Source organism: Labrys sp. LIt4, assembly GCF_017813775.1.
Classification (GTDB): Bacteria; Pseudomonadota; Alphaproteobacteria; order Rhizobiales; family Labraceae; genus Labrys; species Labrys okinawensis_A.
This window is the reverse complement of record NZ_JAGIPY010000001.1, coordinates 38,489-64,837: the sequence shown is the minus strand read 5'-3', so window position 1 is coordinate 64,837 and position 26,349 is coordinate 38,489. Positions and strand designations below refer to the sequence as shown.

Genomic DNA, 26,349 nt, shown 5'->3' with positions numbered 1-26,349 from the left:
CCACTATCGCTTTTGCCGAAGCCGCGTCAATGCGAAGTTTTGATTTGAAGAGACCGGTCTCTGGTGCTAAGAGACCGGTCTCAATAAAAAATTCAGGGGAAAGAAATGAAGAATCCCAATCGGCGTGACGTGATGGCCGCCACCGCGCTCGGCGCACTGGCATGGCTGACGGGCGGCAGCGGACCCGCCGCGGCAAGCAGCAATCCCTACAATCTCATCGATGCCGGTATGATCAGCGTCGGCAGCATGGGGGATGCCAAGCCCTATACCTTCACGGATGCCAATGGCGAATTCAGCGGCTTCGACATCGAACTGTTCCGTGACGTCGCGCGCAGGCTGGGCTTCGACAAGGACCATGTGACATTCACCGGGCAGGATTTCTCGGCCCTCCTGCCCTCGGTCGCCAATGGCCGCTTCGACGTGGCCGTCGCAGCGATCGGCACCACCGAGGCGCGCAAGAAAACCGTCGACTTTTCCGATGGCTACCTGGCCGGCTACCTGACGGTGCTGACCTCGCAGGCGGGAATCAAGAGCGCCGACGATCTCGCCGGCAAGCGCGTGGGCGCCGTGCAGGGCACGCTGCAGGAAACCTACGCGAAGACCCACTTCACCAAATCGGACATCGTCAACTTTCCGGACAACAACTCGGCCATCTCCGCCCTCAACAGCGGCACGGTCGATGCCCATTTCCTCGATTACGAAGCGGCCAAGCAATATGGAGAGCGCTTCAAGGACCTGAAGCTGGCGATCAACATCCCCTCCTTCGATGCTCCGGCCGGTTTCGTCGTCAAGAAGGGAAACGACGCCCTTCGCCAGGCCCTCAACAAGGCACTGCATGAGGCCATGCAGGATGGCACCTGGAAAACGCTCTACGCCAAATGGTTCCCGGGATCGCCGATGCCCGAGCAATATCTGCCCAAGTAACGTCAGCTCGAGTGAGACGCGGCATGTGGCGCGGTCGTCCCCGTCGGGGAGAGGCCGCGTCGAGCCTGCGCTCGCCCCGATCGCAAAAGGCTTCAGTTTGCCACGAAAGACCATCCAATGAGCTGGTTCGATATCCTCCAGCGGAGTTTCTTCGATTGGGACTCCATGGCGGAAGTACTGCCCAACATGCTGATGGTGGGCTTGAAGAACACCCTGATCCTGGCCGTCGCCTCGACATTGCTGGGCATCGTGATCGGCATGGTGCTGGCCGTGATGGGCATCTCCCGCGCTGCCTGGATCCGCCTGCCCGCCCGCATCTACACCGATGTCTTCCGCGGCCTGCCGGCCATCGTCACCATCCTGCTGATCGGCCAGGGCTTTGCCGGCATAGGCCGCCAGATCTTCGGTCCCTCGCCCTATCCGCTCGGCATCCTGGCGCTGAGCCTGATCGCCGGCGCCTATATCGGTGAAATCTTCCGGGCGGGCATCCAGAGCGTTGAGCGCGGCCAGCTCGAAGCCTGCCGCGCCCTCGGCATGACCTATCCCAAAGGCATGCGCCTCATCGTGATTCCCCAGGGCGTACGCCGCGTGCTGCCGGCTCTGGTCAACCAGTTCATCGGCAACATCAAGGATTCGAGCCTGGTCTACTTTCTCGGATTGCTGGCATCGGAGCGGGAACTGTTCCGCGTGGGCCAGGACCAGGCGGTGGTGTCGGGCAATCTCTCGCCCCTGATGCTGGCCGGTATCTTCTACCTCGTCATCACCGTGCCGCTGACGCATGTCGTCAACGCGATCGACGGGCGCCTGCGTACCGGTCGCAGGGTCAGTACGGTCACCAGCGGGCTGGAGGAGGTGCGCGAGCTTGACGAAACGGCCGCCGGCAACCCTTCGGACGAGGGGAAGGAAGCCGGTCTGCCGATGGCGATCCGGGGCGCTCGCCTCGACATCGTCGGCCTCGACATGGCTTATGGCGATTTCAAGGTCCTGAGAGGAGTGAGCCTGCAGGCCGAAGCCGGCACGATCACCTGCGTTATCGGTCCCTCGGGGTCCGGCAAGTCGACGTTGCTGCGCTGCCTCAACCGCCTGGCCGAGCCCGTCTCGGGCGATATTCGCCTGGACGGGCAGAGCGTGCTGGGCATGAAGCCGGACCTGCTCCGTCGCCGTGTCGGCATGGTATTCCAGCAGTTCAATCTGTTTCCCGACCATACGGCGATCGGCAATGTCGAACTCGCCCTGCGCGAGGTTCAGGGGCTGTCGACGGCCGAATCCCGCCGTATCGCCGAGGAACGCCTCGCCGAAGTGGGCCTGGCAACCCGGATGAACCATCGGCCGATCGACCTGTCGGGCGGACAGCAGCAGCGCGTGGCGATCGCCAGGGCGCTGGCCCTCAAGCCTGAACTGATGCTGTTCGACGAAGTCACCAGTGCCCTCGACCCGGAGCTGGTGAAAGGCGTACTCAATCTCATGGCGCGGCTCGGCAAGAGCGGCATGACCATGGTCGTGGTCACGCATGAGATGAATTTCGCCCGCCGGGTCGCCGACCAGGTGGTGTTCATGGACGAGGGGCGGGTCGTCGAGGCCGGTCCCCCGGATGCCATCTTCGACAATCCCCAAAGCCCCCGCCTGCAGCGCTTCCTGTCGGAAATGCTGTGACGGCCACGACCCTCGCCCCAATCCATTCCTGCCCTGAAAGCCCGAGCCATGACAGCAGTATCGTCCACATCCCGCGCCATCGTCGTCGGCGGCGGCATCTTCGGCGTCTCGACCGCCACCCATCTCGTCCGCCTCGGCATCGCCACAACCCTGGTGACCGAGAGCCGGCCGGCCAGCGGCGCCTCGGGGCGGTCTCTGGCCTGGCTCAATTCGTCACGGCGACGCTCGGCGGCCTATCACCAATTGCGCATGATCGGCATCGATCGCTACCGCACCCTGGCGGCACGCCATCCCGAGGCGGCCTGGCTGCGTTTCGACGGCGGCCTGACCTGGGATGCCGACGATGCGACCAACGAGATCCGCTCCGTCTTCTTACACGAGCGGGCCCTGGGATATGACGCCCTCCTCCTTTCCCCCGAAGAGGTTGCCGAGGTGACACCCGGCGTCGATCAGCGGGCGATCACGCCCCAGGGTGCGATCTTCAATCCGGGCGAAGGCTGGGTCGACCTGCCGTCGGTGATCGAGGTGATGCTGGCTGAATTCATCGAAAAAGGCGGCACCCTGGTCACCGATGCGGGCAAGGCCAGCGTAAGGCTCACGGCCGGACGCGCCAGCGGTGTGTCGACCGCCGACGGGCGCCTGTTCGAGGCCGATGCGGTGCTGGTCGCGACCGGCGCCGACGTTCCCGCCCTCGTCGCCAGAGAAGGGCGGTTCATCGCCGACGCCACCCCGATCGCACTCCTCGTCCGCACCAAGCCGGTCGCAACCAGGCTGCGCGCCGTGCTGAACACACCGCGCGTCGCGGTTCGCCCCACGCCGGGCGGCGCGCTCGTGCTCGACTCCGCCTGGTCGGAGGAAGAAATCCTGATAGGCGACGACGGCAGTTTCGAAATCCGGCAATCCACCATTCGCGGCCTTCTGGAAGAAGCCTCCCGAGTGCTGGAGGGCAACCCGACGCTGGAACTCGACGGCTACGGCGCCGGTCCCAAGCCCATTCCGGGCGACGGCGATCCGGTCTTCGGGGCCATCGAGGGCATTCCCGGCTACCACGTCGCCTTCAGCCACAGCGGCGCGACGCTCGGGCTCATCGCGGGAGAGCTCCTGGCCGGCGAGATCGCCGATGGCTCCCCTCACCCCCTGCTCGCCCCCTTCCGCGCCCAGCGCTTCGCCAAGGCGGCCTGACGCGCATCGCGTCAGCTGCGGGCCGGCGATGCCTTGCCGGCTCGGACCTCGCCATGGCCGCCCTTCTCGATCAGGGTGGTGACGTCCTGCAGGATGTGCGGCAGGGCAAAGCCAGCCGTACAGGCAAGATAGCGCGGCTCGAAGCGGGGATTGAAGCGGGCCTTGAAGCCGCGCAGCGCGTCGAAATTGGGGATATGGTCGCCGAAGCGGAACAGCAGCGGCGTGACGCGACGCCAGGCCGGGCCAAGGTTTTCGCCGGCCTGCGCCGGATTGGGCGTGAGGCCGAGATCGAAGCGCTTCGCCCCCCGGGCCTTTGCCAGGCGGATGAGGCGCAGCAGCATGAAATCCAGTGCCGAGATGCCGAGTTCCGGCAAATAGCGCAGGATATCCACGGCCCATTCCTCATTGTCGGCGCTGCGCATCACCACGGCAAAGCCCACGATCTCGCCGGCCCTGCGCAGGATGGCGCAGTCATTGGTCCGGATCCAGCCGGGCGAAAAACGTCCGACGACGAAATGGCCTTCGCTTCGCCCGGTGCCGGCAAGCCAGGAGCGGGAAACGGCCTCCAGCGTCGGCATGATGGTGGCCGTGGCGCCGGCCGGCACCAGATCCAGGCTGAGCGCATGGATATCGGCCCAGGAGAAAATCGCGTTGGCGCCGACATAGGGCTCGTCCGGCAGGCCGGCCAGATCGAGGCTGGCATGATCGCCGATCGGCGTCAGCGTCAGGCCGGCCTCCAGATAGTCGGCCCGCATCCGCGGCGAGGCGGAGAGGATCACCGGCCAAAGCCTTTGCTGCTCGGCCCTCTCACCGAAGACCCAGAGCAGGTCCTGCACCAAGGCGGGATTGCCCATCGGATCGCCGAGCGCGATCGAGGATGCCCCGGCGCGGGCGACCACCATGGCGGCGTTGCCCTGATCGTTGGCGAGCAGCATCTGCCCGGGCAGCAATGCAAGGCGGGCCTCCGCCGAAGGCACCCGCGCGACCAGGCCGGAAATATCGATCGAAGCGGCCGGCACCAGGCCGATGCCGCCCTTCCAATAGGCACTGAGGATACCGATGACGATGGCGGCTGCCACCGCCAGGCTGGTCGAGCGCAGGAAGCGCGACATCTCGTCGCCATAGCCGAAAGTGAGCCACAGCTCCGGCGAATAATGGACGAAACGGAAGGCGAAGAAACCGATCCACACCGTCACCGCCAGCATGGCCGCGATGGCGCCGAGCAGGAGCGGCGAATAGTCGATGCCGAATAGCCAGGCACCGCGGGGAAAGGCCGGACGGCTGAGGGCGAGCACCATGAGGGCGCAGCACAGCGTCAGCATGAAGCGCCAATCGGCGCTGCGCAGCAAGGTGGCGACGGTGGCGACCACCAGGACGATCATCGCCGCCCGCCAGGCCGCCTCCATGCGCCGGATCAGGCCGCGCGCCAGGAACAGCAGCGCGACGCCCGACAGCGACACGACGATATGGGCGATCTCCACCACCGGCAGCGGCACCAGATTGGTAAGCAGGATGCGGCGGGCTTCGGTGGCGGGTACGGCTCCGGTGATCAGCAGGGCGCCGCCCGCCAGGAACATGGCGCCCGCCACCAGGATCGGGGCGAGCGGCTTCATGATGCCGGCGACCTGGTCGACCATTTTGCCGACGACATGGCGCCGGCGCGCCAGTTCATAGGCTCCCAGGATGGCCAGGGCGAGGGCGAAGGGCACGAAATAATAGATGACGCGATAAAGGATGATGCGGCCGAGCAGATCGTCCTTGGCGATCGTCGGCAGCGCGATCAGCATCGTGGTCTCGAATACGCCGATGCCGCCCGGCGCATGGCTGAGCACGCCGAGGAAAGCGGCCAGCACATAGATCACCATGAAGGTGAAGAAGGGTACGTTCGCCGCCTGGTCCGGCAGCAGGATGTAGAGCGCGCCGGCGCCGGCGCAGACATCGAACACGCCGAGCACGATCTGCGCGACGGTGACTTTCCCGCCGGGCAGCGGCATCGACCAGCCCTCGACCGCGACCACGCGCCGGCCGGTCGAGACATAGCCGACATACCCCAGGATCACCGCGATGATGGCGACGCCGATCGACATGTTGAGGGACACCGGCAAATGGTCGACGCCCGCCACCGATCCCGGCACCAGCACCAGGCCGAGCGCCAGCACCGCGCCCATGCCGAGCCAGAAGGTGAGCGTGCATACCAGCGTCAGGGCGGCGATCTGGGGGGCGGAGAGGCCGGCACCGCCATAGACCCGGTAGCGCACGGCGCCGGCCGTCAGCAGCGGTACGCCGAGCGTGTAGCTGATCGCATAGGAGGTGAAGGAGCCGATGGCGGCGGTGGAATAGGGAATGTCCTTGGCGCCGATCTGGCGGAGTGCCAGTCCGTCATAGCCGGTCAGGGCGAGATAGGAGAGCGCGGTGAACAGGATCGAAAGGGCGATCGCCCATGTCGGCGTGGCGGTGAAGGCGGCCACCACCTTTTCGGGCTCGACGCCGCGCAGGATCGAGGCCAGCACGATGAGCGCGCCGACGAAAAGCCCGATCGACAGGATCGGCCCGACATAGCGCCAGGGCACGCGCCGCAGCAGGCGCCGCACGGTGGAGAGCCTCTCGTTCCCGGGCGGCAGGACGAGCAATCTCGCGGCCGGCTTGTTCTCGTCCCTGTTCGCCGTCACACACCAACTCCCGAACCACTCGAACGGCTTGCCTTATGCGCGCAGGAAGACCGAATTGTGAAGAGGCACGGCGTGTGATTTGGCACGCTTGGATATCCAGCCTTCATGCGCCATCGATCGCCTTCAACCGCGACAGCATCGCCTCGACCTCCGCCTCGGGCAGTTTTGCGATGTCCTGGGCCAGCCGGTTGGCGAGTTCGGTGGCCTGGGGCGACAGGCCGGCGGTGTCGACCACGACGCGAGGATCGGACAACGCGGCCAGGCGCTGCAGATCCTCGGCCTCATCCCAGATGATGTTGAAATGGCTGATGATCCGCTGCAGCAGGATCCAGGTCGGCTGTCCGCGCTTGCCATGCTCCAGAGCCGACAGATAGGCCGCCGAAACGCCGAGCGCCGCCGCCATCTCCTTGAGGCTCTGGCCGCGGGCCGCGCGCAGGGCACGTAATCGGGCGCCGAAAGGGGTCATCGTTCGCCGATTCTCCGGATACGGCGGAGCCGGACATAGAGGGCGCCGCTGCCGCCATGCCCATGATGCGCCTCCTCGAAGCCGAGAATCAGCGGCCTGAGATCGGGCATGCGCAGCCATTGCGGCACCACGCGGCGCAACACCCCGCGCTCATCGCCCGAAAACGCCATATCGCCGCCACCGCCGCCGCCCTTGCCGGTGATGACCAGCACCATCGAATAGCCGCGCATCTGGGCAATGGCGAGGAAGCCGCGCAAGGCCCCGTGGGCCTCGGCCTGGCGCATGCCGTGCAGATCGATCCTGGCGTCGATGGCGCGCGTGCCGCGCACGACCTGGCGTCGCTCGCGTTTGTCGATGGGTGCTATCGGCGGCATTGGCGGCGCGGCTGGCGGCTTGGCGGGACGGCCGGCCGCGGATTTCGGCTTCACCGGCGGCTTGGCGGGCGCCGCCGTCGGCTCGGGCAGCGTTTCCGCCGCCTTCGTCGCGGCCTTGGCCACGGCGGGCTTGCGGCGCCGGCGTTTCAACGGGGTGATTTCCCGGGTGACGAAGGCCCAGAGCTCGCTGTCCTCGGCGCTCAATCCCTTGCGGCGGGTCATGGGCGCCCCTCGGAGGCGACATTCGTATCAGGCTGCGGCTTGGGCCATAACACGTAGAAGCCGCCGCCGTGGCGGACCGCGCCGGCAACCGCCCCCGCCTTGGCGCCCGATCCGAAGAAGATATCGGCCCGCGCCGGGCCGATGATGGCCGATCCCGTGTCCTGGGCGATCATCAGCTTGCGGATGGGTTCGGGCTTCACCCCGCCGCCGACATCGGGAATCGCGGTCTCGACGAAAACAGGCAGGCCATAGGGCCAGATCTTGCGATCGATGGCGATGGAACGCAGCGGCGTGACCGGCAGGCCCTCGCCGCCGATCGGGCCGGCATCGGCGCCGAGGAAAGGCGCCACCTTGAAGAAGACGAAGGATTTGTTGACCCACATCACCTCGCGCGCCTGCTTCGGGTCGCGCGCCAGGAAATCCCTGAGGCCCGCCATGGTGACGGCGCGGGGGGGTATGTTGAGCCTGTCCGCCACCGCCTTGCCGATGGCGGAATAGGGTTGGCCGTTCTTGCCCGCATAGGCAAAGCGCACCACGCCGCCGGTCGGCAGCCTCAGCCGCCCCGAGCCTTGCACCTGCATGAAGAAGCGGTCGACGGGATCGGCGACATAGGCGATCTCGAGCCCCTGCCCGTCCAGGGCTCCCTGCTCGATCGCCTTGCGGTCGGGATAGATCTCCAGGCTGCCGTCGAGCTTGCGCCGGGCTGCGCTGTAGCCTTCGAAGCCGGGAGGAACGGCATTGGGCTCGAAACTGACCAGATCGGCCGGCCGGTCATAAAGCGGGGTCTGATACTCGCCCTCCCGCACCAGCGATCCGCGGATCTCCGGCTCGTAATAGCCGGTGTAGAAGGCCTTTCCGCCCGTGGGGCCGCTGCCCTTCTGCGTGGTGATGCGCCAGGCATTGAAATGGGCCTGGAAGAAAGCGCGGGCCGCCGGAGCCGCCAGCGCGCCGCGTTTCAGGGCCTCGCGGCACAGGCTCGCCAGATCCTTGGGAACCGGTACGCCGGCATCGAGAGCGGGATTGTTCTCCGCCTGGGAGCGGCACGAAGCGAGCCAGACCTGCCAAGCCTTGGCGTGGTCGTCCCGCTTCCATCCCGCAAGCTTGCCGAAGGGAACCAACGTGGCCGTCGCTCCCGCCGGAAGCGGAGGCGGCGAAGGACGCTCGCCGGCCCAGGCTATGCCGGCCGCGACGAAGAAAGCGGCAAAAGGCCCGACTCGGCGCAAGATCCCCATGACATCGATACCGTGGCCCGCCCGCCTCTTCCGACCGCGCTCAGCCGCCGGTCGCCACGAGGCGCCAATTGGGATCCTTGGTGCTGGTATCGCGCGCAAATGTCCAGGTGTCGGTGACAACAGCCACCTGATCGAGGCTGCCGTCGACGACCGCGCCGTTCCTGTCCTTGGTGGCGCTGATCATCTGCGAGACGAAGCTGACGGTCAGCTCGGCGACGCGGCCCTTGACGTCGGCAGCCACGATATCGGCCTTGTCGATCGAGACGAAATTGGCCTGCACGGTCTCGCCGCGTGCCTCCCGCTCGGTGATGTCCTGGGAGAACGCGTCGAAATTCTCGCGCGACAACAGATTCTTCAGTGTCTTGCGGTCACCATTGTTGAAGGCGGTGACGATCATCTCATAGGCCGCCTTGGCGCCCGGGATGAAGCTCTGGGGCTGGAAGCTCGGATCGACGGCGGCAATCGCATCGAACCCCGCCGCCAGGGGCGTGTCCTTCTCGGCAAAACCTTCCCAGCGGAAGGCGGATGTCGGCATCTGCGCCTCGATGGGGGATTCGGCATCGCGCTGCGGCGGGTTGGCGCCCCTGTCGTCCCGGGACGCAGGCTGGGCATCGCGTCGCACCCCTTCGAATGTCGGAGGCTCGGCACCGGTGCGCTCCCCAAGCACGGAACGCAGCTTGAAGATCACGAACACCGCGAGCCCCAGAAACACCAGCGTGATGATATCAAAACTACCCATTTGTGCCTTCAGCATCCCCACCGACCGAGTGACGACTCGAAATAACGGCTACAGTCCCCTGTGGCAATGCCACAATCCCCACCTATATGGTGTGCATCGGGCAGTTTGCCAGCTTCATGCTACCATGAAGGGCAAACATGGCCAGCATGCGGCGCATGCCGCTGCGCAAGGCCTTGCCGCAGAGGGGCTCCGTCGAAGCGTTTTGCTGTTTGGCGGAGGCACCAAGGATCGCAAGGACGCATTTGCGGCAGAACGCGTCCCTGCTTCAGGAGAAACGACACCGATGATCGCACGCAGCTTCAATGTCCCCGCCGGCTGGGCTTGGCTCGGTCTGGCCGGACTTGTGATCCTGCCTTTCGCGGAAATCGCCGCCTTCGTCTGGGTCGCGGGCCGGATCGGCATCGCCTTGGCGCTGATCGCCCTGGTGGCGACGTCCTTCATCGGTGCCTCGCTCCTGCGGCGGCAGGGCGGGACCGTGTTCTCGCGCCTGATGCGGGCGATGCAGGGCGGCGAGCCGAGCAACGGTGCCGCGCGCGAGAGCCTGATGGTGGCGCTCGGGGGCGTGCTGATGATCATTCCCGGCTTCGTCACCGACCTCATCGGCTTCGCCCTCCTGCTGCCGAGCCTGCTGCGGCAGTGGCGCGACGGCCCCGTCCCGGCGCCGAAGGGACGCGCCGGCACCGCGAGCAGCGATCCCAAGGTCATCGACCTCGGCCGCGACGAATGGAAGCCGGTGGACGAATAGGACCGGCCTCCCTTCGGCGTATTTTCAGGCCAGCAGCCCCCTCGCCTCCTCGTCGCCGAGCGGCGCGGGCCGTTCGCAACCCTGCTCGATCAGCACCGGCCGCTTCTGCTCGGCGGCGGTGAGGATGCCTTCCATCACCGCCAGGACGTGCAGGCCGATCTCCCCGCTGGCGCGGTGGGGGCGGCCGTCGACGATGCCGCGCGCCATGTCGGCAAGGCCGAGGCCGCGATAATTGGCATTGACGGGATGGTCCGCCGGCCAGTTCGGCTGGCCGAAGCGGTCGCCGGACGAGGCGTGGCTTTCCCAGGCCTCGCGTGGGCGGGCCAGCGAGACTTCGCCGCCGAACCAGTTGGGATCCGGCACACGCAGCGATGCGTCGGTGCCGTGCAGCTCGATCGGCTGCTGGCCATGGGCCCAGACGTCCCAGCTTGCCAGGAAGGTAATCTGCGCGCCGGACTTGAAGGCGAGCAGGGCCTGGATGCTGGTCGGCGTCTCCACCCTGATGCTCTGCCCCTTGAACGGTGAGCCCTCCGTCGTCACCACGCGCTCCTCGAAGCCGCTCTGGCTCAAGGCCATCACGGAGGCGACCGGCCCCAACAGGTTGACGAGGGTGGAGAGATAATAGGGGCCCATGTCGAAGACGGGCCCCGCCCCGGGCTTGAAGAAGAATTCCGGGTTCGGGTGCCAGTGCTCCATGCCGTGCCCGAGCACGGCAGCCGTGCCGATCAGGGGCCGGCCGATCTCGCCGGCATCGATCCGCAGCCTCGCCTGCTGGATGGCGGCGCCGAGCACCGTATCGGGTGCGCATCCCACCCTCAGACCCTTCGCCTTCGCCGCCTCCATCAGCGCGATACCGTCGGCGAGACGCGTGGCCAGGGGTTTTTCGCCATAGACGTGCTTCCCGGCCGCAATCGCGGCACGCGAGACCTCGGCATGCGCCTCGGGTATGGTGAGGTTGAGCACGATGTCGACATCGTCGCTCGCCAGCAGCGCCTCGATGCTGCGCCGCTGCAGATTGTATTTCTGGGCCTGTTTCTTCGCCGCCTCCTCCCTGAGGTCGGCGCAGGCGACGAAGTCGAAATCACGAAACAAACCGGCATTGAGAAGATAGATATCCGAAATATTGCCGCAGCCGATCAATCCGACGCGCAAAGGCATGATGGTCTCCTGAAGATTCGGTGTGCCGATCTCCTCAGCGCCATCGACGGCAGTCGATGGCGCGGGATCGGCACGTTTTGCAGCCTGTGCCGATCCGGAGATCGGCACACTCTTCAAATCCCCGCCAGCTTGCGCATGGCTTCGGCGCTCACCGTGGCAAAACGCTTGAGGTCCGAGGGATTGTCATGCTCGGCGACCATGATCTCGGCGCCCGCAGCCACGCAAAGCGGCCAGATCGTCGCCCAATCGACCACGCCGGTGCCGACATCGGCCCAACCATCCTCATCGACCTTCTCGCCGGCCGGCGCGATGTCCTTGACGTGGACGAGCGGCATGATGGCGCCATAACGCGCGATCCATGGCTTGGGATCGGCATGGGCCCTGACGATCCAGGCGATGTCCGCTTCCCATTTCACATCGTCGACGAGCAGGTGCTCGATCGGATAGGAGCCATCCGGCAGGGCGATGAACTCGAAATCGTGATTGTGCCAGGCGAAGGCATAGCCGGCCTCACGAGCCTTGCGTGCCACCGCCGCCAGCCGATCGCCGAACGCCTTCCATCCCGCCGTATCCTTGGGGCGGGCGTCGGGCATCAGATAGGGCGCCACGATCGTGCCGATGCCCAGCGCCTCGGCAATACGAAGATTGCGGTCGAAATCGGCCTCCAGGGAATCGATGCCGAAATGGCCGCTCTTGGCGGTCAGGCCGAATTCCTTGAACAGGCGGGCGGCGGCGGGCACGTCCGCGTAGAAGGCGCCATAGGGCTCGACATTGCTGAATCCGGCCTCGGCGATCGTCCTCAACTGGCCCTCGAGCGGCGGGAAATTGCGGCCGGAATAGAGCTGGAACGACAGGGGATGTTGCAAAGTCATGACAGGTCCTTTCATGAAATGAGACAAATCAACGGGTTGGGTAAATAGGCGGTGCGTCATCCCGTGCGCGATGCAGCATGAAATGCTGCGTCGCAGACACGGGATCGTAAGATGAAAGAGGCGTTTCTTTCGGCTCGCGGTCCCGGATCTGCGCTGCAACACTGCGTGCTGCAGCGCGTCCGGGATGACATCTCTTCACAGGCGCTCTCCGCTTTCCGCGTCGAACAGCGAGGCCCGCCCGACGTCGAAATGAAAATCGATCTCGTCGCCGGGACCGCTTTCATTGTCGCCGTCGACGCGAATGGTGGCGGGCTTGCCGGCAAAGCTGGTCCACAGCACCGTCTCGGCGCCCATCGGCTCGACGATGTCGATTTTTCCACGGGCGGCATGCCGGCCGGACGGCGTGGGGCCGACATCGATATGCTCGGGCCGGATGCCGAGCACCGCCTTGCGCCCCCCAGGCGCATTCGCGCCGGGATCTTGGGCGAACGCATAGGCCGCGAGATCGATGCTCTCGCCATCGGCCTGGAAACGCCAGGCTCCCGGCCCTCCCGAGAGCTGGCCTTCGATGAAGTTCATGCCCGGCGAGCCGATGAAGCCGGCGACGAACTGGTTGGCCGGCTTGTGATAGATCTCGAGCGGGCTGGCCAATTGCTGGATGACGCCGCCCTTCATCACGGCGATGCGGTCGGCCAGGGTCAGGGCCTCGATCTGGTCATGTGTGACATAGATCATGGTGTTGCCGAGGCCCTGGTGGAGCTTCTTGATCTCCACCCGGAGCTCGTTGCGCAGCTTGGCATCGAGATTGGACAGGGGTTCGTCGAACAGGAAGACGTCGACATTGCGCACCAGGGCGCGTCCGATCGCGACGCGCTGACGCTGGCCGCCCGACAACTCGGAGGGCTTGCGCTGCAGGAGCGGATCGAGATGCAGGAGCTTGGACGCCTTGGCGACCCGTTCGGCGATCTCGGCCTTCGGCACGCCGGCCATTTTCAGGCCGAAGGACATGTTGCCCTCCACGCTCATGCGCGGATAGAGCGCGTAGGACTGGAACACCATGCCGATGCCGCGATCCGCCGGCTCGGCCCAGGTGACGTTCTTGCCCGAAATCCAGATCTCGCCATCGCTGATCTCCAGGAGGCCGGCGATGGCGTTGAGCAAGGTGGACTTGCCGCAGCCCGAGGGTCCGAGCAGCACGATGAACTCGCCCTGGCGGATGTCGAGCTGGAGATTGTCAATGACCGAGACCGCGCCATAGCGGATCGACAGATCCTTGACGGTGACGGAGGAAGGCGTGTTGTGCATGCGCTTTATCCCTTCACCGCGCCGGCGGCGATGCCGCGCACGAACCAGCGTCCGGAGACGAAATAGACGATGAGCGGTACGGAGGCCGTCAGCAGGGTCGCCGCCATGTTGACGTTGTAGGCTCGCTCGCCCGTGGTGGAGTTGACGATATTGTTGAGCTGCACCGTCATCGGCGAATTGGCACCGCCGGCGAAGGTCAGCCCGAGGATGAAGTCGTTCCAGATTCCGGTGACCTGCAGGATGGCGGCCACGATCAGCATCGGCGTCGACATCGGCAGGATGACGTGGAAGAAGATCTGCCAGAAGCCGCCGCCGTCCACGCGTGCCGCCTTGAACAATTCGGCCGGCAGGCTGGCATAGTAGTTGCGGAAGATCAGCGTCATCAGCGGCATGCCGAAGATGGTGTGCACGATCACGATGCAGGGCAGGGTCTGGAAGATGCCGGCCAGCGAGGAGACGCGCACCAGCGGATAGATGAAGACCTGATAGGGAATGAAGGCGCCGATCAGGAGGATGCCGAACAGCAGATTGGCGTAGCGCACGTTCCACAGCGACAGCGCGTAGCCGTTGATCGCGCCGGCGGCGATGGAGATCACCACGCTCGGGATCAGGATCTTCACCGAATTGAGGAAGCCGACGCTGATGCCATTGCAGGCCAGGCCCGTGCAGGCTGACGACCACGCTTTGCTCCAGGCGGCGAGGTCGAAGGCCTGCGGCAAGGCGAAGATCTGCCCCAGGCGGATCTCCTCCATGGTCTTGAGCGATGTCAGCACCATCACCACGGCCGGGAGCAGGAAGAAGGCGGCTGCCACCACCAGGAAGACGTAGAGACCGATGCGGCCGGGGGTGAGGCGGGCCGGCTTGCGCCCGCGCGGTGTCTCGAGAGCGCTCATGTCGGCCTCCGCGACTGCCTGCGGAAATAGGTATGGTAGAGCCAGGGCGAGACCACGCAGATCACCGTGATCAGCATCATCGTCGAGGCCGCCGTGGCGAGGCCGATGTTCTGGCGCTGGCCGAGATTGTCCATGACGAATTTGGCCGGCATTTCCGAGGCCGTGCCCGGCCCGCCATTGGTGAGGGCCACCACCAGGTCATAGACCTTGATCACCGCGATCGAGAGCAGCACCGTCGCCGTGGTGATGGTGGGGGTGAGGATGGGTATGATGATGGAGACATAGACCCGCCAGGTCGGGATGCGGTCGATCTTGGCCGCCTTCCACAATTCGGTGTCGACGCCGCGCAGCCCCGCCAGCATCAGCGCCATCACCAGGCCCGAGGCCTGCCAGATGGCGGCGATCACCAGGGCGAAGACGGCAAGATTCGAATTCACCGCCCAGTCGAAGGTAAAGCTCGTCCAGCCCCAGTTGCGCACCGTGTTCTGGATGCCGAGATTGGGATTCATCAGCCACTGCCAGATCAGACCGGTGACGATGAAGGACATCGCATAGGGATAGAGGAAGATGGTGCGGAACGTGTTTTCGAAGCGGATCTTCTGGTCGAGCGCCACCGCCAGCAGGAAGCCGACGATCAGGCAGCAGACAATGAAGAGCACGCCGAAGACGGCCAGATGCCACACCGAAACCTGCCAGCGATCCGAGGCAAACAACCGGACATACTGGTCGAAACCGACGAAATTATAGACCGGCAGCAGCTTGGAGCCGGTGAAGGAGATGACGATCGTCCAGACCATCGTGCCGATATAGGCGGCGACGACGATGATCCAGGCCGGTATCAGGGCCAGGGCCGCCATGTTCAGACGGTAGGGCCGAGGATTGGGACGCGACAATCTTGCAGGCTCGGTCATTGCGACCTCCTTCAGGATCCGTCTTGCGGTGGGAATTGGGGCCGGTCTTCACCCGGCTTGCCGGCGCGCGGGCCGGGCTGGCCGGGCGACCCACCCCGAGAAACTTGGGATTCGTCGAAAAATAAACGAAACGAATTGGCCCGGCCTTTGTCGTTGCCGGGCTTGACCCCGGCAACCCAGCCTTTCCTTAGAAGCCCCGGAGACGGGGGCGCCGGATGCCCGGGTCAAGCCCGGGCATGACAAAGACGGTGTTTCGGTTATTTCCGGACTAGCCTTAATGCGCCGACTTCAGCGCATCCGCGAACTTGGCGGTAAAGTCTTCCGGCGTCTGGTTCTTGTTGTTCCAGAAATTGGTGATGACATCCTCGAGCGCACCGACCAGGTCCGCACTGGCCAGCATGTCGATCACCGGCGTCTGATGCGCGGGATCGGCAAGCAGCTTCATGCCCTTCTGGGCGCACAGATCGAATTTGCTGGCATCGACATCGGTGCGCACCGGCATCGAGCCCTTCTGAACATTGAACAACACCTGGGTCTCGGGCGACAGCATGGTCGAGGCGAGGAGGTTCTGCGCCTTGATCTGGGCCTCATCGCTTGTCTTGGGGAAGACGAAGACGTCGCCGCCGATCACCAGTTCCTTGTCGTCGATACCGATCTGGCAATAGAAATCCTTGCCGGCTTCCTTGTTTGCCGCCTTGAATTCACCCTTGGCCCAATCGCCCATGAACTGCACGCCGGCCTTGTTGGTGATCAGGAGAGCCGTGGTATCGTTCCAGTTGCGTCCCGGCGAGCCGGCATCGGTGTAAGCACGCAGCTTGCCGAAAATCTCGACCGATTTCTTGAACTCGGGCGTATCGATGGCAGTGGCATCGTCCTTGGCATAGAGCCGCATGAACGTGTCCTTGCTGACCGATTGCAGCACGACATTGAACAGCAGACGCTCCTGCCAGGGCTCACCGCCCTGTGCCAGCGGGGTAAATCCGGCCGCCTTGATCTTGTCGAGGGCGACGAAGAAATCGTCCCAGTTGGTAGGCACGGCGGTGACACCGGACTTGTCGAGCACTTCCTTGGAATAGAAAGCCCAGTTCTGGCCGTGCACGTTCACCGGAACGGCATACATATGCCCCTCGCGGCTCGCGGCTTCGATGAAGGAGGGCGGCAGGAAGCTCTTCCACTTGCCTTCCTCGGCAACCTGGTCGACGGTGTTGAGCAGGCCCTGGCTGACCAGATCATCGAACTGCTTGCCGGTGTTGAACTGCGAGGCAGTGGGCGGATTGCCGCCGACGATGCGGTTGATTGCAGCCGAACGTGCGGCCTGGCCGCCGGCAACGGCCGAGTCGACCCATACACCGCCGGCCTTGGTGTACTGATCGGCGAAGACCTTCACGGCCGCGGCCTCGCCGCCCGACGTCCACCAGTGCATTACCTCGGCCTTGGGCTTGTCCTGAGCCATGGCCTGCCCGCCCAGCATCGGGCTGCCAAGAGCCAGCGCGGCAAGTGCGCCGGCCAGCATGGAGCGTGCCGGAGCCCGCTGCAGAATCGCCCTCATTTTTTCCATGGACATCCTCCCTAAAGGATCGCATGCTATGTTTATGTAATCGATTGCAAGCGTCTGGATATTGATTGCGATCGGGGTTCGTGTCAAGGGGATTGGCTCAGGGCTCCGGTCGCACCCGCAAACAGGCAGATGGCAGAGCTTTTTCGAAGTTTTGCCAGCAGGTTGGAGAACGGTAGTCTTATGCCGCCCGCCAAGGAACGAGCCAGACGCATCCAGAGGCGCGCGCCGCGCGACGTCTCCAAGATCCGCATCGGCGACGTGGCCCGCGCCGCCGGCGTCTCGACCGCCACCGTCAGCCGTGCCCTCACCTTTCCGGACCGCGTCCAGGCCGAGACGCGCGAGCGCGTGCTCGCGGCCGTGCGCGACCTCGGCTACACCCCCAACACGGCCGCCCGGCAATTGCGCGCCGGCTCCTCCCGTACGGTGCTGGTGGTGGTCGGGCCCCGGCGCAATCCCCCCTTCTTCAGCGAGGTGCTCAGGGGCATCGACGTCGCCCTGTCGCAGGCCGGCTATGCGGTGCTGATGGGCAATCTCGACAGCATCGACGGCAAGGAGAAATATCTGGTCGACCTCGTCTTCGGCGGCCATATCGACGGAGCGCTGGTGCTTGCCTCGACGGTGCCCTCGCATGCCGGACGCACCATCGCCGATTCCGGCATTCCCATCGTCGGCGTCTGCGCCGAGACGGACGTTCCGGACATCCCCGCCGTGGTGGTCGACGACGAGGTCTGCTGCAGGGCCCAGACACGCTATCTCCTCGACAGAGGTCACCGATACCTGGCCTATCTCGCTGGCCCCAGGGGCAACTACAACGAGCGTCATCGTTATGCGGGCTTCCAGGCCGAGATCGCCGCCGCCGGCCTCGGGCCCGATGATTTCGTGCGTTTCGAGGGCAGTTACGATTTCGCCTCCGGCATCGCTTCGGGCAAGGCCTTCCTCGCCCTGGAACGTCGGCCGACCGGCGTGGTCGCCACCAGCGATGAAATGGCCATCGCCTTCATGACCACCATCCGCCGGGGCGGCCTCAGGGTGCCGCAGGACGTGTCCATCGTCGGCTTCGACGGCATCGAGCTCGGCGATTTCATCGAGCCGACCCTGACGACCATTCGCCAGCCGCGTTTCGACCTCGGATCGACGGGGGCGAAACTGCTGCTGCAGTTGATGCGGGGAGAAGCAGCTCCGCAGCGGCTGACCATGCTGAAAGGTGCGCTCGACGAGCGCGAGAGCGCGGGCCCGGTGAAGGCGTGACAGGATGGAGCGTCAGGGATACGGCCCTGGCCATCGGGATCTTTGGCCGGAACAGGAGCGCCGAAGGCGCGCCCGTCAACAAGGTGAACAATTCCTTCCTTGCATGGCGGCGAAAAATCCCTATATTGCGGCTGTCTCGATGAGACATCTCATAGACGGTCTGCTTGATCGTTGGTTTTGAGAGTGGGCCCCACCCGGGACCCGCTCTTTTTGTTTCGAGGGTTGCGTGAACGAACCGCAAGCCATTGTCAGCGAAGCCGCTTCGTCGGCCGACGCGTTGAACGAACCGCGCCGCCTCACGGAGACGGGCGTTGCCGCGCGCGTGGCGGAGATCACCGAGCGCACCATCCTGCCGCTCGGCTTCCGCCTCGTGCGGGTGCGCCTGACCGGCAATAATGGCGGCACCGTGCAGATCATGGCCGAGCGGCCCGACGGCACTATGACCGTGGACGATTGCGAGCTGATCTCCAAGACGCTCTCGCCCGTCCTCGACGTCGACGATCCGATCGGCAAGGCCTATCATCTGGAGGTCTCCTCGCCGGGGATCGACCGCCCGCTGGTGCGCGTCAGCGATTTCCAGCGCTGGGCCGGCCACGAGGCCAAGATCGAAATGACCCTGATCGTGGCCGGCCGCCGCCGGTTCCGGGGCATCCTGCTCGGCGCCGAAGGCAACAAGGCCCGGATTCGCCGTATCGATGCCGGTCCCGGCGAGGCCACCGACGTGGAATTGAAGGTCGACGAGATGAGCGAAGCCCATCTCGTCCTGACCGATGCGCTGGTGACGGAATCGCTGCGCCGCGCCAAGGCGGCCTCCAAGGCGCTCGCCGCACAACTCGAGGCTCAGGAAGCGGCCGAGCTGGAATCGGACGAAGGGCCCGATCCGGAGTCGCCGTCCAAGAAGCCGCCTAGACAACCAAAAACCCGCTGAGAGGAAAGAATCATGGCCGTCAGCGCGAACCGCCTGGAACTGTTGCAGATTGCCGACGCCGTCGCCCGCGAGAAGGTGATCGATCGTCAGATCGTGCTCGCCGCGATGGAAGACGCGATTCAGAAGGCCGCCCGCTCCCGTTATGGTCAGGAGACGGAAGTCCGCGCCGAGATCAATCCCAAGACCGGCGAGATCCGCCTGTCGCGCCTCCTCCTCGTCGTCGACCAGATCGAGAATGACGCCACCCAGATCCTGCTCGAGGATGCGCGCCGCAAGAATCCGGCCGCGCAGGTGGGCGATTGGATCGCTGAAACCCTGCCGCCTTTCGATTTCGGCCGCATCGCCGCCCAGTCGGCCAAGCAGGTCATCGTGCAGAAGGTGCGCGAGGCCGAGCGCGACCGCCAGTTCGACGAGTTCAAGGACCGCGTCGGCACCGTGGTGAACGGCCTGGTCAAGCGTGTGGAATATGGCAACGTCGTCGTCGATCTCGGCCGCGGCGAAGCCGTGGTGCGCCGCGACGAACTCCTGCCGCGCGAAGTCTTCCGCCCCGGCGACCGCATCCGCGCCTATCTCTTCGACGTGCGCCGCGAGCAGCGCGGTCCGCAGGTCTTCCTGTCGCGCACCCATCCCCAGTTCATGTCCAAGCTCTTCGAACAGGAAGTGCCGGAGATCTATGACGGCGTGATCGAGGTGAAGGCCGTGGCCCGCGATCCCGGGTCGCGCGCCAAGATCGCCGTGATCTCGCGCGATTCTTCCATCGATCCGGTCGGCGCCTGCGTCGGTATGCGCGGTTCGCGCGTGCAGGCGGTGGTCGGCGAGCTCCAGGGCGAGAAGATCGACATCATTCCCTGGTCGCCTGATGTGGCCACCTTCATCGTCAATGCGCTGCAGCCGGCCGAAGTGTCGAAGGTGGTGCTCGACGAGGATTCCGAGAAGATCGAGGTCGTCGTGCCTGAGGCCCAGCTTTCGCTGGCCATCGGCCGCCGCGGCCAGAATGTGCGCCTGGCCTCCCAGCTCACCGGCTGGGACATCGACATCCTGACCGAGGCCGAGGAGAGCGAGCGCCGCCAGAAGGAATTCGTGCAGCGCACCCAGACCTTCATGACCGCGCTGAACGTCGACGAAGTCGTCGGCCAGCTGCTCGCCTCCGAAGGCTTCCGCACCGTCGAGGAAGTCGCCTATGTCGATCCCACCGACGTGTCGTCGATCGAAGGCTTCGACGAGGAAACGGCCGCCGAGATCCAGACCCGCGCCCGCGACTATCTCACTGCGGTCGAGGAAGAATTCGACGCCAAACGCAAGGCGCTCGGCGTCGAGGACGAGTTGAAGACGGTCGAGGGCGTCTCCACCGCCATGCTGGTGGCACTGGGCGAGAACGACGTGAAGTCCGTCGAGGACCTCGCCGGTTGCGCCACGGACGATCTCGTCGGCTGGACCGAGCGCAAGGACGGCGAGACCACCAAGCATGCCGGTTATCTCGACGGCTTCGAACTCAGCCGCGACGAGGCCGAGGCGATCATCATGGCCGCCCGCATCAAGGCCGGGTGGGTCGAGGCACCGGCTAAAACCGACGCCGACTCTGCCGAGGAAGGGGCCGCCGACACGGAAGCCTCCGCACTCTCCGAGCATGGAGCATGACCCATAGTGCTGACAGAACGCATCGAGGATGACGACGACCGCCGGGCGCGCGAGCGCCTGTGTGCGGCCACGCGCCTCGTACGTCCTGTCGACACGCTGATACGCCTGGTCGCGGCACCAGACGGCACCCTGACCCCCGATCTCAAACGCGTCCTGCCGGGGCGCGGCGTCTGGGTCACCGCCAATCGTGCCAGCGTCGAGGAAGCCATGCGCAAGCGGGCCTTCGCCCGCCTGCTCAAACGCCCGGTCGACGTGCCGGCCGATCTGCCCGATGTCATCGAGCGGCTCCTGCGCAAGGCGGCGCTCGACATGCTCAGCTTTGCCAACAAGGCCGGACTCGTGCTCTCCGGCTTCGCCAAAGTGATGGACGCCATCGAATCCGAACGCGTTTCACGCCGCCTCGTCGCCGTGATTCAGGCGCGTGACGGTGCCGAAGATGGTGGCCGCAAGCTTGCACAAGCCGTCAAACGGGCCTATTTGGATAGAAATGCACCAAACTTCATTACGATTTTCGATTCTGCCCATTTGGATTTGGCATTAGGGCGGACAAATGTGATACATGCTGCGCTCTGCGCGGGCCCGGCGGTTACCGGATTCCTGGATCGCGTTGCAGCGCTTGCTTTCTGGCAGGATGGCGGACTGGCTTCGGCTGAGCCACATCCATCCTCCGAAGCCCCGCTGCAAGCGGACGACGAACCCTCAACGCAAGATGCCGCCCCGTCGCAAGACGGCGACGACGTCAGCTGAACTATCGAATGAAACGGGGCGACCCGCAGGATTTGGCACGGAATGACTGATACGAAAAACCCGGGCGATACGCTGACTGTTCCGCCCACCAAGACGCTGACGCTGAAGCGGCCCTCGAGCGCGCCGGATACGGTTCGCCAGAGCTTTTCGCATGGCCGCTCGAAGACTGTCGTCGTCGAGACGGTGAAGCGACGTCCGTCAGGCCCCGTTACCCCGCCTGCCGCACCGCCGCCTGCGGCGCCGCCGCGCCAGGCTGCCCCCGTTGCCCCACCCCCGCGGCCGGCAGTTCCTCCGGCGGCAGCAGCGCCCCAACCGGCTCCGCCCCCGCGCGCTGCCGAACAGGCCCCAGCGCCGCGCCCGGTGGAAGCTCCCAAGGCTCCGACGCCCGCGCCGGTTCAGCCCGCGCCGACGGTCGTCGAGAAGCCTGCCGCTCCGGTGGCTGCCGCTCCGGCGCCGAGCCCGCGAGCGGAAGCGCCCGCGGCTCCGGCTGCAGCCGCCCTGGCGGCTCCCCGTCCCGCAGCTCCAGCGGCGCCCGCTCCCGCGGCGCCGCGTCCGGCTGCTCCCGCCCCGGGACGCCCAGGCGCGCCCCAGCAGGGCGGACGCCCGGGGCAGCCAATGGCAGGTCGTCCTCCCCAGGGCCAGCGTCCGAACCGTCCGGGTGCCGGCATGGTTCTGCGCACGCTGTCCAGCGAGGAAATGGACGCCCGCACGCGCGTGCTGGCCGAGGCCCGTGTCCGCGAAGCCGAGGAGCGCAAGCGCGCAGCCGAGGAAGCGGTGCGCCGTGCGGCCGAGGAAGCCCGTCGCGAGGAAGAGCGCAAGGCTGCGGAAATCCGCAAGCGCGAGGAAGAAGAGCGTCATCGCCGCGAAGAAGAAACCCGTCGTCATGGCGAGGCCGAGGCGCGGCGCCATCTGGGCGAAGCCACGCCGGCGCCCCGTGAAGGGGCAGCACCGGCCCGCCCGGGCGGCTATGGAGACCGTCGCGAAGGCTTCGGCGACCGGCGGCCGCCGCGCGAAGGCGGCACTTCGTTCGGTGACCGGCGTCCGCGTGAAGGCGGCGCAGGGCCGGCTGGTGAACGCCGTGGTCCGCCGCGTGAAGGCGGTACCGGTTTCGGCGAGCGTCGTGGCCCGCCGCGTGAAGGCGGCACTGGTTTCGGTGAACGCCGCGGCCCGCCGCGGGAAGGCGGTACCGGTTTCGGCGAACGTCGCGGCCCGCCCCGCGAAGGTGGCTTCGGAGACCGGCGCCCCGGCGGCGGCTTCGGTGCCAATCGCGGCACCTCTGCCTTTGCCCCTTCGGAACCCGCGATCACGCCGCCGGCCGGCCGCAATGTCGGCGGACCGACCCGCGCCCGTGCCGTTGCGGATGACGATGACGGCAATCGCGGCGTGCGTCGCGGTCCGGGCAGCGCCGGTCGTGGCGGTGCCGCCGCTCCGCGTCGCGAGGCAACACCGCGCGCCGGCGAACAGAAGGGCCGCGGCCGCCTGACGGTCACCAGCGCGACCGGGGACGAGGACGAGCGTACGCGCTCCGTCGCCTCCTTCCGCCGCCGCACCCAGCGCATGACCGGCCATCGCCATGTCGAGGCCAAGGAAAAGATCATGCGCGAGGTGGTGATTCCGGAAGCGATCACCATTCAGGAACTCGCCAACCGCATGTCGGAACGCGCGGTCGACGTCATTCGCCTGCTGATGAAGCAGGGCGAAATGAAGAAGATCAACGACGTCATCGACGCGGATACGGCCCAGCTCATCGTGGAAGAGCTCGGCCACACCGCCAAGCGCGTCTCGGAAGCCGACGTCGAGGAGGGCCTGTTCGACGAGGCCGACATCGACGATCATCTCGAGCCGCGCCCGCCGGTCGTGACCATCATGGGCCATGTCGACCACGGCAAGACCTCGCTGCTGGACGCGATCCGCTCGGCCAATGTCGTCTCCGGCGAAGCCGGCGGCATCACCCAGCACATCGGCGCCTATCAGGTGACCTCGCCGCTCGGCGGCAAGGTGACCTTCATCGACACGCCCGGCCACGCCGCCTTCACCGCCATGCGCGCCCGCGGCGCCAAGGTGACGGATATCGTGGTGCTGGTGGTGGCGGCCGATGACGGCGTCATGCCGCAGACGGTGGAAGCCATCAACCACGCCGCGGCCGCCAAGGTGCCGATGATCGTGGCGGTCAACAAGATCGACAAGCCCGATGCCAAGCCCGAGCGCGTGCGCACCGAGCTGCTCCAGCACAACGTCCAGGTCGAAAGCATGGGCGGCGAAACCCTCGAAGTCGAGGTCTCGGCCAAGCAGCGCACCAATCTCGACAAGCTGCTGGAAGCCATCCAGCTGCAGGCCGAGATCCTCAACCTGCAGGCCAATCCCGACCGTGCGGCCGAAGGCACCGTGATCGAAGCCAAGCTCGACCGCGGCCGGGGCCCGGTGGCGACCGTGCTGGTGCAGCGCGGCACGCTCAAGGTCGGCGACATCGTCGTCGCCGGCGCCGAATGGGGCCGGGTGCGCGCTTTGGTCAGCGATACCGGCGCCACCATGCCGGCCGCTGGCCCGTCGGTGCCGGTCGAGGTGCTCGGCTTCAACGGTACGCCGGAGGCGGGTGACCGCGTCGCGGTGGTCGAGAACGAGGCCCGTGCCCGCGAGATCACCGAATATCGCGAGCGCCAGAAGCGAGAGAACGCCGCCGTTCGCCTGTCGACCGGTCGCGGCTCGCTCGCCGACATGATGGCGGCCGTCAAGGCCGGCACCGGTGCCCGCGAACTGCCGCTGGTCGTCAAGGCCGACGTGCAGGGTTCGGTGGAAGCCATCATCGGAGCCCTCGACAAGGTGGGCAATGACGAGGTGAAGGCGCGTGTCATCCATTCGGGTGTCGGCGGCATCACCGAGTCGGACATCACCTTGGCCGAAGCTTCTGGCGCTGCCGTGATCGGCTTCAACGTGCGTGCGCATAAGGAAGCCCGCGAGGCGGCCGAGCGTACCGGCACCGAGATTCGCTACTACAACATCATCTACAACCTCGTGGATGACGTGAAGGGCGTGCTCTCCGGCCTGCTGGCGCCGACCCTGCGCGAGGAGTTCCTCGGCAACGCCCAGATCCTCGAAGTGTTCAACATTTCGAAGGTCGGCAAGGTCGCCGGCTGCCGCGTCACCGATGGTCATGTCGAGCGCGGCGCCAATGTCCGCCTCATCCGCGACAACGTCGTCATTCACGAAGGCAAGCTGTCCACGCTCAAGCGCTTCAAGGACGAGGTCAAGGAAGTCCAGGTCGGCCAGGAATGCGGCATGGCCTTCGAGAACTACCAGGATATGCGCTCCGGCGACGTCATCGAGTGCTACCGTGTCGAGGAAATCAAGCGTACGCTCTGATCGATCTCGGCAGGAAATCGCGCAATGGCCGGGTTTCACCCGGCCATTGCTGTTTTATGAAGAACGAATCCGCCTGTTCGTCATTGCGAGCGCAGCGAAGCACCCCAGTCGTGACGCCTGATCGAGACTGGGATCGCCTCGCTACGCAATGACGCGATCTGGACCACGAACCATGCCCCGTCTTACCCCCTCCTCCTCCAAGGCCCCGTCGCAGCGGCAGTTGCGCGTCGCGGAACTGATCCGCCACGCCATCGCCGACATCCTCCAGCGCGGCGAGATCATGGATCCCGTGCTCGAAGGCAAGGTCATCACCGTGCCGGAGGTCAGGATGTCGCCCGATCTCAAGGTCGCCACCGTCTATGTCATGCCGCTGGGCGGCGGGGATGGCGAGGCCGTGATCAAGGCCCTGGCTTCCCATGCCAAATATCTGCGCGGCCTGATCGCCCGCCGGGTGACCATGAAATACGCGCCCAATTTCCGCTTCCTCATCGACACGACCTTCGATTACGCCTCCAAGGTCGATACGCTCCTGCGCCAGCCGGAAGTCAGCCGCGATCTCGAGCAAAAGCTGCCGGGCCAGGAGGGGGACGAGGAATGAGTGCTCCCCGTTCTACTCGCGTCGAGGTCAATGGCTGGATCATCCTCGACAAACCCGTCGGCATGACCTCAACCCAGGGCGTCTCCGTGGTCAAGCGCGTGTTCAACGCCAAGAAGGCCGGTCATGCGGGCACGCTCGATCCCTTGGCCTCCGGCATCCTGCCCATCGCTCTCGGCGAAGCCACCAAGACGGTCCCCTATGTCATGGACGGTCGCAAGGTCTATCGCTTCACCGTGGCCTGGGGAACGGAGACCAACACCGACGACACCGAGGGTAGCCCGGTGGCGACCTCCGACATCAGGCCCGAAAGGGCCGAGGTCGAGGCCCTGCTGCCCCGCTATACCGGCGTGATCAGCCAGGTCCCGCCGCGCTTTTCCGCCATCAAGGTCGACGGCGAGCGTGCCTATGACCTGGCGCGGGACGGCGAGGAGGTCGAACTGGAGGCCCGCGACATCGAGGTGCACGCCCTGCGCATCGTGGAATACAGCCGCGAGGCCACCACTTTCGAGGCCGAATGCGGCAAGGGCACCTATGTCCGGGCACTCGCCCGCGACATGGGCCGGGATCTCGGCTGCTACGGCCATGTCACGGCCTTGCGCCGGGCGGTGGTCGGTACCTTCGACGAGCAGGACGCGGTGACGCCCGACGAATTGCGCGCCATGAAGGAGGGCGCCTCCGACCTGCCGCCGCTAGCGGAAGCCCTGCTGCCGGTGGAAACCGCCCTCGAGGCCCTGCCGACCTTGGTGGTTTCCCAGCACGACGCCGGCCGCCTCGCCCGCGGCCAGGGCGTGATCCTGCGCGGGCGGGACGCGCCGGTCTTCGAAGGCGTGGCCGCTGTGATGTCCGGCGGCACCCTGGTGGCGCTCGCCGAACTCGACCACGGCGAATTGCTGCCCAAGCGCATCTTCAGGCTGTAGCGTTACGCAA

22 protein-coding genes are annotated in these 26,349 nt (G+C 65.9%); 11 read left to right on the top strand and 11 right to left on the bottom strand.

Features of this window, described 5'->3' with window-relative positions; all coding sequences use genetic code 11:
- The first annotated feature begins 132 nt into the window (after nt 1-132).
- The 3 genes from J8I29_RS00275 to J8I29_RS00265 all read left to right on the top strand — a co-directional run bounded on the left by J8I29_RS00275 (nt 133) and on the right by J8I29_RS00265 (nt 3,759).
- Nucleotides 133-924 carry an ABC transporter substrate-binding protein gene (locus tag J8I29_RS00275; protein WP_245196568.1) on the top strand — a complete coding sequence of 264 codons (792 nt, stop codon included), beginning with the start codon at nt 133-135 and terminating at the stop codon, nt 922-924.
- 117 nt (nt 925-1,041) lie between these two features.
- Nucleotides 1,042-2,577 (top strand): amino acid ABC transporter permease/ATP-binding protein, encoded by a 1,536-nt coding sequence (locus J8I29_RS30235; protein ID WP_209430224.1) that lies wholly within the window; start codon nt 1,042-1,044, stop codon nt 2,575-2,577.
- Between the two features lie 48 nt (nt 2,578-2,625).
- On the top strand, nt 2,626-3,759 hold the full coding sequence (locus J8I29_RS00265; RefSeq protein ID WP_209430223.1) for an FAD-binding oxidoreductase: 1,134 nt from the start codon (nt 2,626-2,628) through the stop codon (nt 3,757-3,759).
- A gap of 11 nt (nt 3,760-3,770) precedes the next feature.
- Here J8I29_RS00265 and mprF read toward each other — a convergent pair whose 3' ends face one another.
- The 5 genes from mprF to J8I29_RS00240 all read right to left on the bottom strand — a co-directional run bounded on the left by mprF (nt 3,771) and on the right by J8I29_RS00240 (nt 9,461).
- Entirely contained in the window at nt 3,771-6,428 is a 2,658-nt protein-coding gene (gene mprF / locus J8I29_RS00260) for a bifunctional lysylphosphatidylglycerol flippase/synthetase MprF (protein WP_209430222.1), read from the bottom strand.
- Between the two features lie 103 nt (nt 6,429-6,531).
- On the bottom strand, nt 6,532-6,894 hold the full coding sequence (locus J8I29_RS00255; RefSeq protein WP_105864290.1) for a helix-turn-helix domain-containing protein: 363 nt from the start codon (nt 6,892-6,894) through the stop codon (nt 6,532-6,534).
- Nucleotides 6,891-7,490, bottom strand: a complete 600-nt coding sequence (locus tag J8I29_RS00250) for a Smr/MutS family protein (protein ID WP_209430221.1) — start codon at nt 7,488-7,490, stop codon at nt 6,891-6,893. The genes J8I29_RS00255 and J8I29_RS00250 overlap by 4 nt, the downstream gene beginning before the upstream one ends.
- A complete protein-coding gene (locus tag J8I29_RS00245) occupies nt 7,487-8,722 on the bottom strand; it encodes an MltA domain-containing protein (protein ID WP_209430220.1) in 1,236 nt (411 codons plus the stop codon). Before J8I29_RS00245 ends, J8I29_RS00250 begins: the two co-directional genes overlap by 4 nt.
- A 40-nt stretch (nt 8,723-8,762) precedes the next feature.
- On the bottom strand, nt 8,763-9,461 hold the full coding sequence (locus tag J8I29_RS00240) for a Tim44/TimA family putative adaptor protein (RefSeq protein ID WP_209430219.1): 699 nt from the start codon (nt 9,459-9,461) through the stop codon (nt 8,763-8,765).
- A gap of 283 nt (nt 9,462-9,744) precedes the next feature.
- Between J8I29_RS00240 and J8I29_RS00235 the strand changes: the two genes are divergently transcribed.
- Nucleotides 9,745-10,206, top strand: a complete 462-nt coding sequence (locus tag J8I29_RS00235) for an FxsA family protein (RefSeq protein WP_209430218.1) — start codon at nt 9,745-9,747, stop codon at nt 10,204-10,206.
- 24 nt (nt 10,207-10,230) lie between these two features.
- Here J8I29_RS00235 and J8I29_RS00230 read toward each other — a convergent pair whose 3' ends face one another.
- The 6 genes from J8I29_RS00230 to J8I29_RS00205 form a co-directional block, all read right to left on the bottom strand.
- Nucleotides 10,231-11,364 carry a Gfo/Idh/MocA family oxidoreductase gene (locus J8I29_RS00230; RefSeq protein ID WP_209430217.1) on the bottom strand — a complete coding sequence of 378 codons (1,134 nt, stop codon included), beginning with the start codon at nt 11,362-11,364 and terminating at the stop codon, nt 10,231-10,233.
- A gap of 113 nt (nt 11,365-11,477) precedes the next feature.
- Nucleotides 11,478-12,236 carry a sugar phosphate isomerase/epimerase gene (locus J8I29_RS00225; RefSeq protein WP_209430216.1) on the bottom strand — a complete coding sequence of 253 codons (759 nt, stop codon included), beginning with the start codon at nt 12,234-12,236 and terminating at the stop codon, nt 11,478-11,480.
- A gap of 195 nt (nt 12,237-12,431) precedes the next feature.
- Complete coding sequence (locus J8I29_RS00220) at nt 12,432-13,541, bottom strand: ABC transporter ATP-binding protein (RefSeq protein ID WP_209430215.1); 1,110 nt, start codon at nt 13,539-13,541, stop codon at nt 12,432-12,434.
- Between the two features lie 5 nt (nt 13,542-13,546).
- Nucleotides 13,547-14,434, bottom strand: coding sequence for a carbohydrate ABC transporter permease (locus tag J8I29_RS00215; RefSeq protein WP_105864284.1), 888 nt, complete (start codon nt 14,432-14,434; stop codon nt 13,547-13,549).
- Entirely contained in the window at nt 14,431-15,345 is a 915-nt protein-coding gene (locus tag J8I29_RS00210; RefSeq protein WP_105864283.1) for a sugar ABC transporter permease, read from the bottom strand. Before J8I29_RS00210 ends, J8I29_RS00215 begins: the two co-directional genes overlap by 4 nt.
- A gap of 274 nt (nt 15,346-15,619) precedes the next feature.
- A complete protein-coding gene (locus tag J8I29_RS00205; RefSeq protein ID WP_245196517.1) occupies nt 15,620-16,903 on the bottom strand; it encodes an ABC transporter substrate-binding protein in 1,284 nt (427 codons plus the stop codon).
- A 180-nt stretch (nt 16,904-17,083) separates the two neighbouring features.
- Between J8I29_RS00205 and J8I29_RS00200 the strand changes: the two genes are divergently transcribed.
- The 7 genes from J8I29_RS00200 (at nt 17,084) to truB (ending at nt 26,339) form a co-directional block, all read left to right on the top strand.
- Nucleotides 17,084-18,151 carry a LacI family DNA-binding transcriptional regulator gene (locus J8I29_RS00200; RefSeq protein WP_181161295.1) on the top strand — a complete coding sequence of 356 codons (1,068 nt, stop codon included), beginning with the start codon at nt 17,084-17,086 and terminating at the stop codon, nt 18,149-18,151.
- Nucleotides 18,152-18,377: 226 nt separating this feature from the next.
- Nucleotides 18,378-19,079 carry a ribosome maturation factor RimP gene (rimP, locus tag J8I29_RS00195; protein WP_348535960.1) on the top strand — a complete coding sequence of 234 codons (702 nt, stop codon included), beginning with the start codon at nt 18,378-18,380 and terminating at the stop codon, nt 19,077-19,079.
- 12 nt (nt 19,080-19,091) lie between these two features.
- Nucleotides 19,092-20,717, top strand: a complete 1,626-nt coding sequence (gene nusA / locus J8I29_RS00190; protein WP_209430214.1) for a transcription termination factor NusA — start codon at nt 19,092-19,094, stop codon at nt 20,715-20,717.
- Nucleotides 20,718-20,723: 6 nt separating this feature from the next.
- Nucleotides 20,724-21,464 (top strand): RNA-binding protein, encoded by a 741-nt coding sequence (locus J8I29_RS00185; protein WP_245443500.1) that lies wholly within the window; start codon nt 20,724-20,726, stop codon nt 21,462-21,464.
- Nucleotides 21,465-21,506: 42 nt separating this feature from the next.
- Complete coding sequence (gene infB, locus J8I29_RS00180) at nt 21,507-24,824, top strand: translation initiation factor IF-2 (RefSeq protein ID WP_209430213.1); 3,318 nt, start codon at nt 21,507-21,509, stop codon at nt 24,822-24,824.
- Between the two features lie 172 nt (nt 24,825-24,996).
- A complete protein-coding gene (rbfA, locus tag J8I29_RS00175; protein WP_209430212.1) occupies nt 24,997-25,422 on the top strand; it encodes a 30S ribosome-binding factor RbfA in 426 nt (141 codons plus the stop codon).
- A complete protein-coding gene (truB, locus tag J8I29_RS00170; RefSeq protein ID WP_105864276.1) occupies nt 25,419-26,339 on the top strand; it encodes a tRNA pseudouridine(55) synthase TruB in 921 nt (306 codons plus the stop codon). Before rbfA ends, truB begins: the two co-directional genes overlap by 4 nt.
- Nucleotides 26,340-26,349: the final 10 nt, after the last annotated feature.

Coding starts and splice junctions, on each gene's coding strand:
- J8I29_RS00275 (WP_245196568.1), top strand. CDS start 133: ATGGCCGCCACCGCGCTCGGCGCACTGGCATGGCTGACGGGCGGCAGC.
- J8I29_RS30235 (WP_209430224.1), top strand. CDS start 1,042: ATGAGCTGGTTCGATATCCTCCAGCGGAGTTTCTTCGATTGGGACTCC.
- J8I29_RS00265 (WP_209430223.1), top strand. CDS start 2,626: ATGACAGCAGTATCGTCCACATCCCGCGCCATCGTCGTCGGCGGCGGC.
- J8I29_RS00255 (WP_105864290.1), bottom strand. CDS start 6,894: ATGACCCCTTTCGGCGCCCGATTACGTGCCCTGCGCGCGGCCCGCGGC.
- J8I29_RS00250 (WP_209430221.1), bottom strand. CDS start 7,490: ATGACCCGCCGCAAGGGATTGAGCGCCGAGGACAGCGAGCTCTGGGCC.
- J8I29_RS00245 (WP_209430220.1), bottom strand. CDS start 8,722: ATGGGGATCTTGCGCCGAGTCGGGCCTTTTGCCGCTTTCTTCGTCGCG.
- J8I29_RS00240 (WP_209430219.1), bottom strand. CDS start 9,461: ATGGGTAGTTTTGATATCATCACGCTGGTGTTTCTGGGGCTCGCGGTG.
- J8I29_RS00235 (WP_209430218.1), top strand. CDS start 9,745: ATGATCGCACGCAGCTTCAATGTCCCCGCCGGCTGGGCTTGGCTCGGT.
- J8I29_RS00230 (WP_209430217.1), bottom strand. CDS start 11,364: ATGCCTTTGCGCGTCGGATTGATCGGCTGCGGCAATATTTCGGATATC.
- J8I29_RS00225 (WP_209430216.1), bottom strand. CDS start 12,236: ATGACTTTGCAACATCCCCTGTCGTTCCAGCTCTATTCCGGCCGCAAT.
- J8I29_RS00220 (WP_209430215.1), bottom strand. CDS start 13,541: ATGCACAACACGCCTTCCTCCGTCACCGTCAAGGATCTGTCGATCCGC.
- J8I29_RS00215 (WP_105864284.1), bottom strand. CDS start 14,434: ATGAGCGCTCTCGAGACACCGCGCGGGCGCAAGCCGGCCCGCCTCACC.
- J8I29_RS00210 (WP_105864283.1), bottom strand. CDS start 15,345: ATGACCGAGCCTGCAAGATTGTCGCGTCCCAATCCTCGGCCCTACCGT.
- J8I29_RS00205 (WP_245196517.1), bottom strand. CDS start 16,903: ATGGAAAAAATGAGGGCGATTCTGCAGCGGGCTCCGGCACGCTCCATG.
- J8I29_RS00200 (WP_181161295.1), top strand. CDS start 17,084: ATGCCGCCCGCCAAGGAACGAGCCAGACGCATCCAGAGGCGCGCGCCG.
- nusA (WP_209430214.1), top strand. CDS start 19,092: ATGGCCGTCAGCGCGAACCGCCTGGAACTGTTGCAGATTGCCGACGCC.
- infB (WP_209430213.1), top strand. CDS start 21,507: ATGACTGATACGAAAAACCCGGGCGATACGCTGACTGTTCCGCCCACC.
- rbfA (WP_209430212.1), top strand. CDS start 24,997: ATGCCCCGTCTTACCCCCTCCTCCTCCAAGGCCCCGTCGCAGCGGCAG.
- truB (WP_105864276.1), top strand. CDS start 25,419: ATGAGTGCTCCCCGTTCTACTCGCGTCGAGGTCAATGGCTGGATCATC.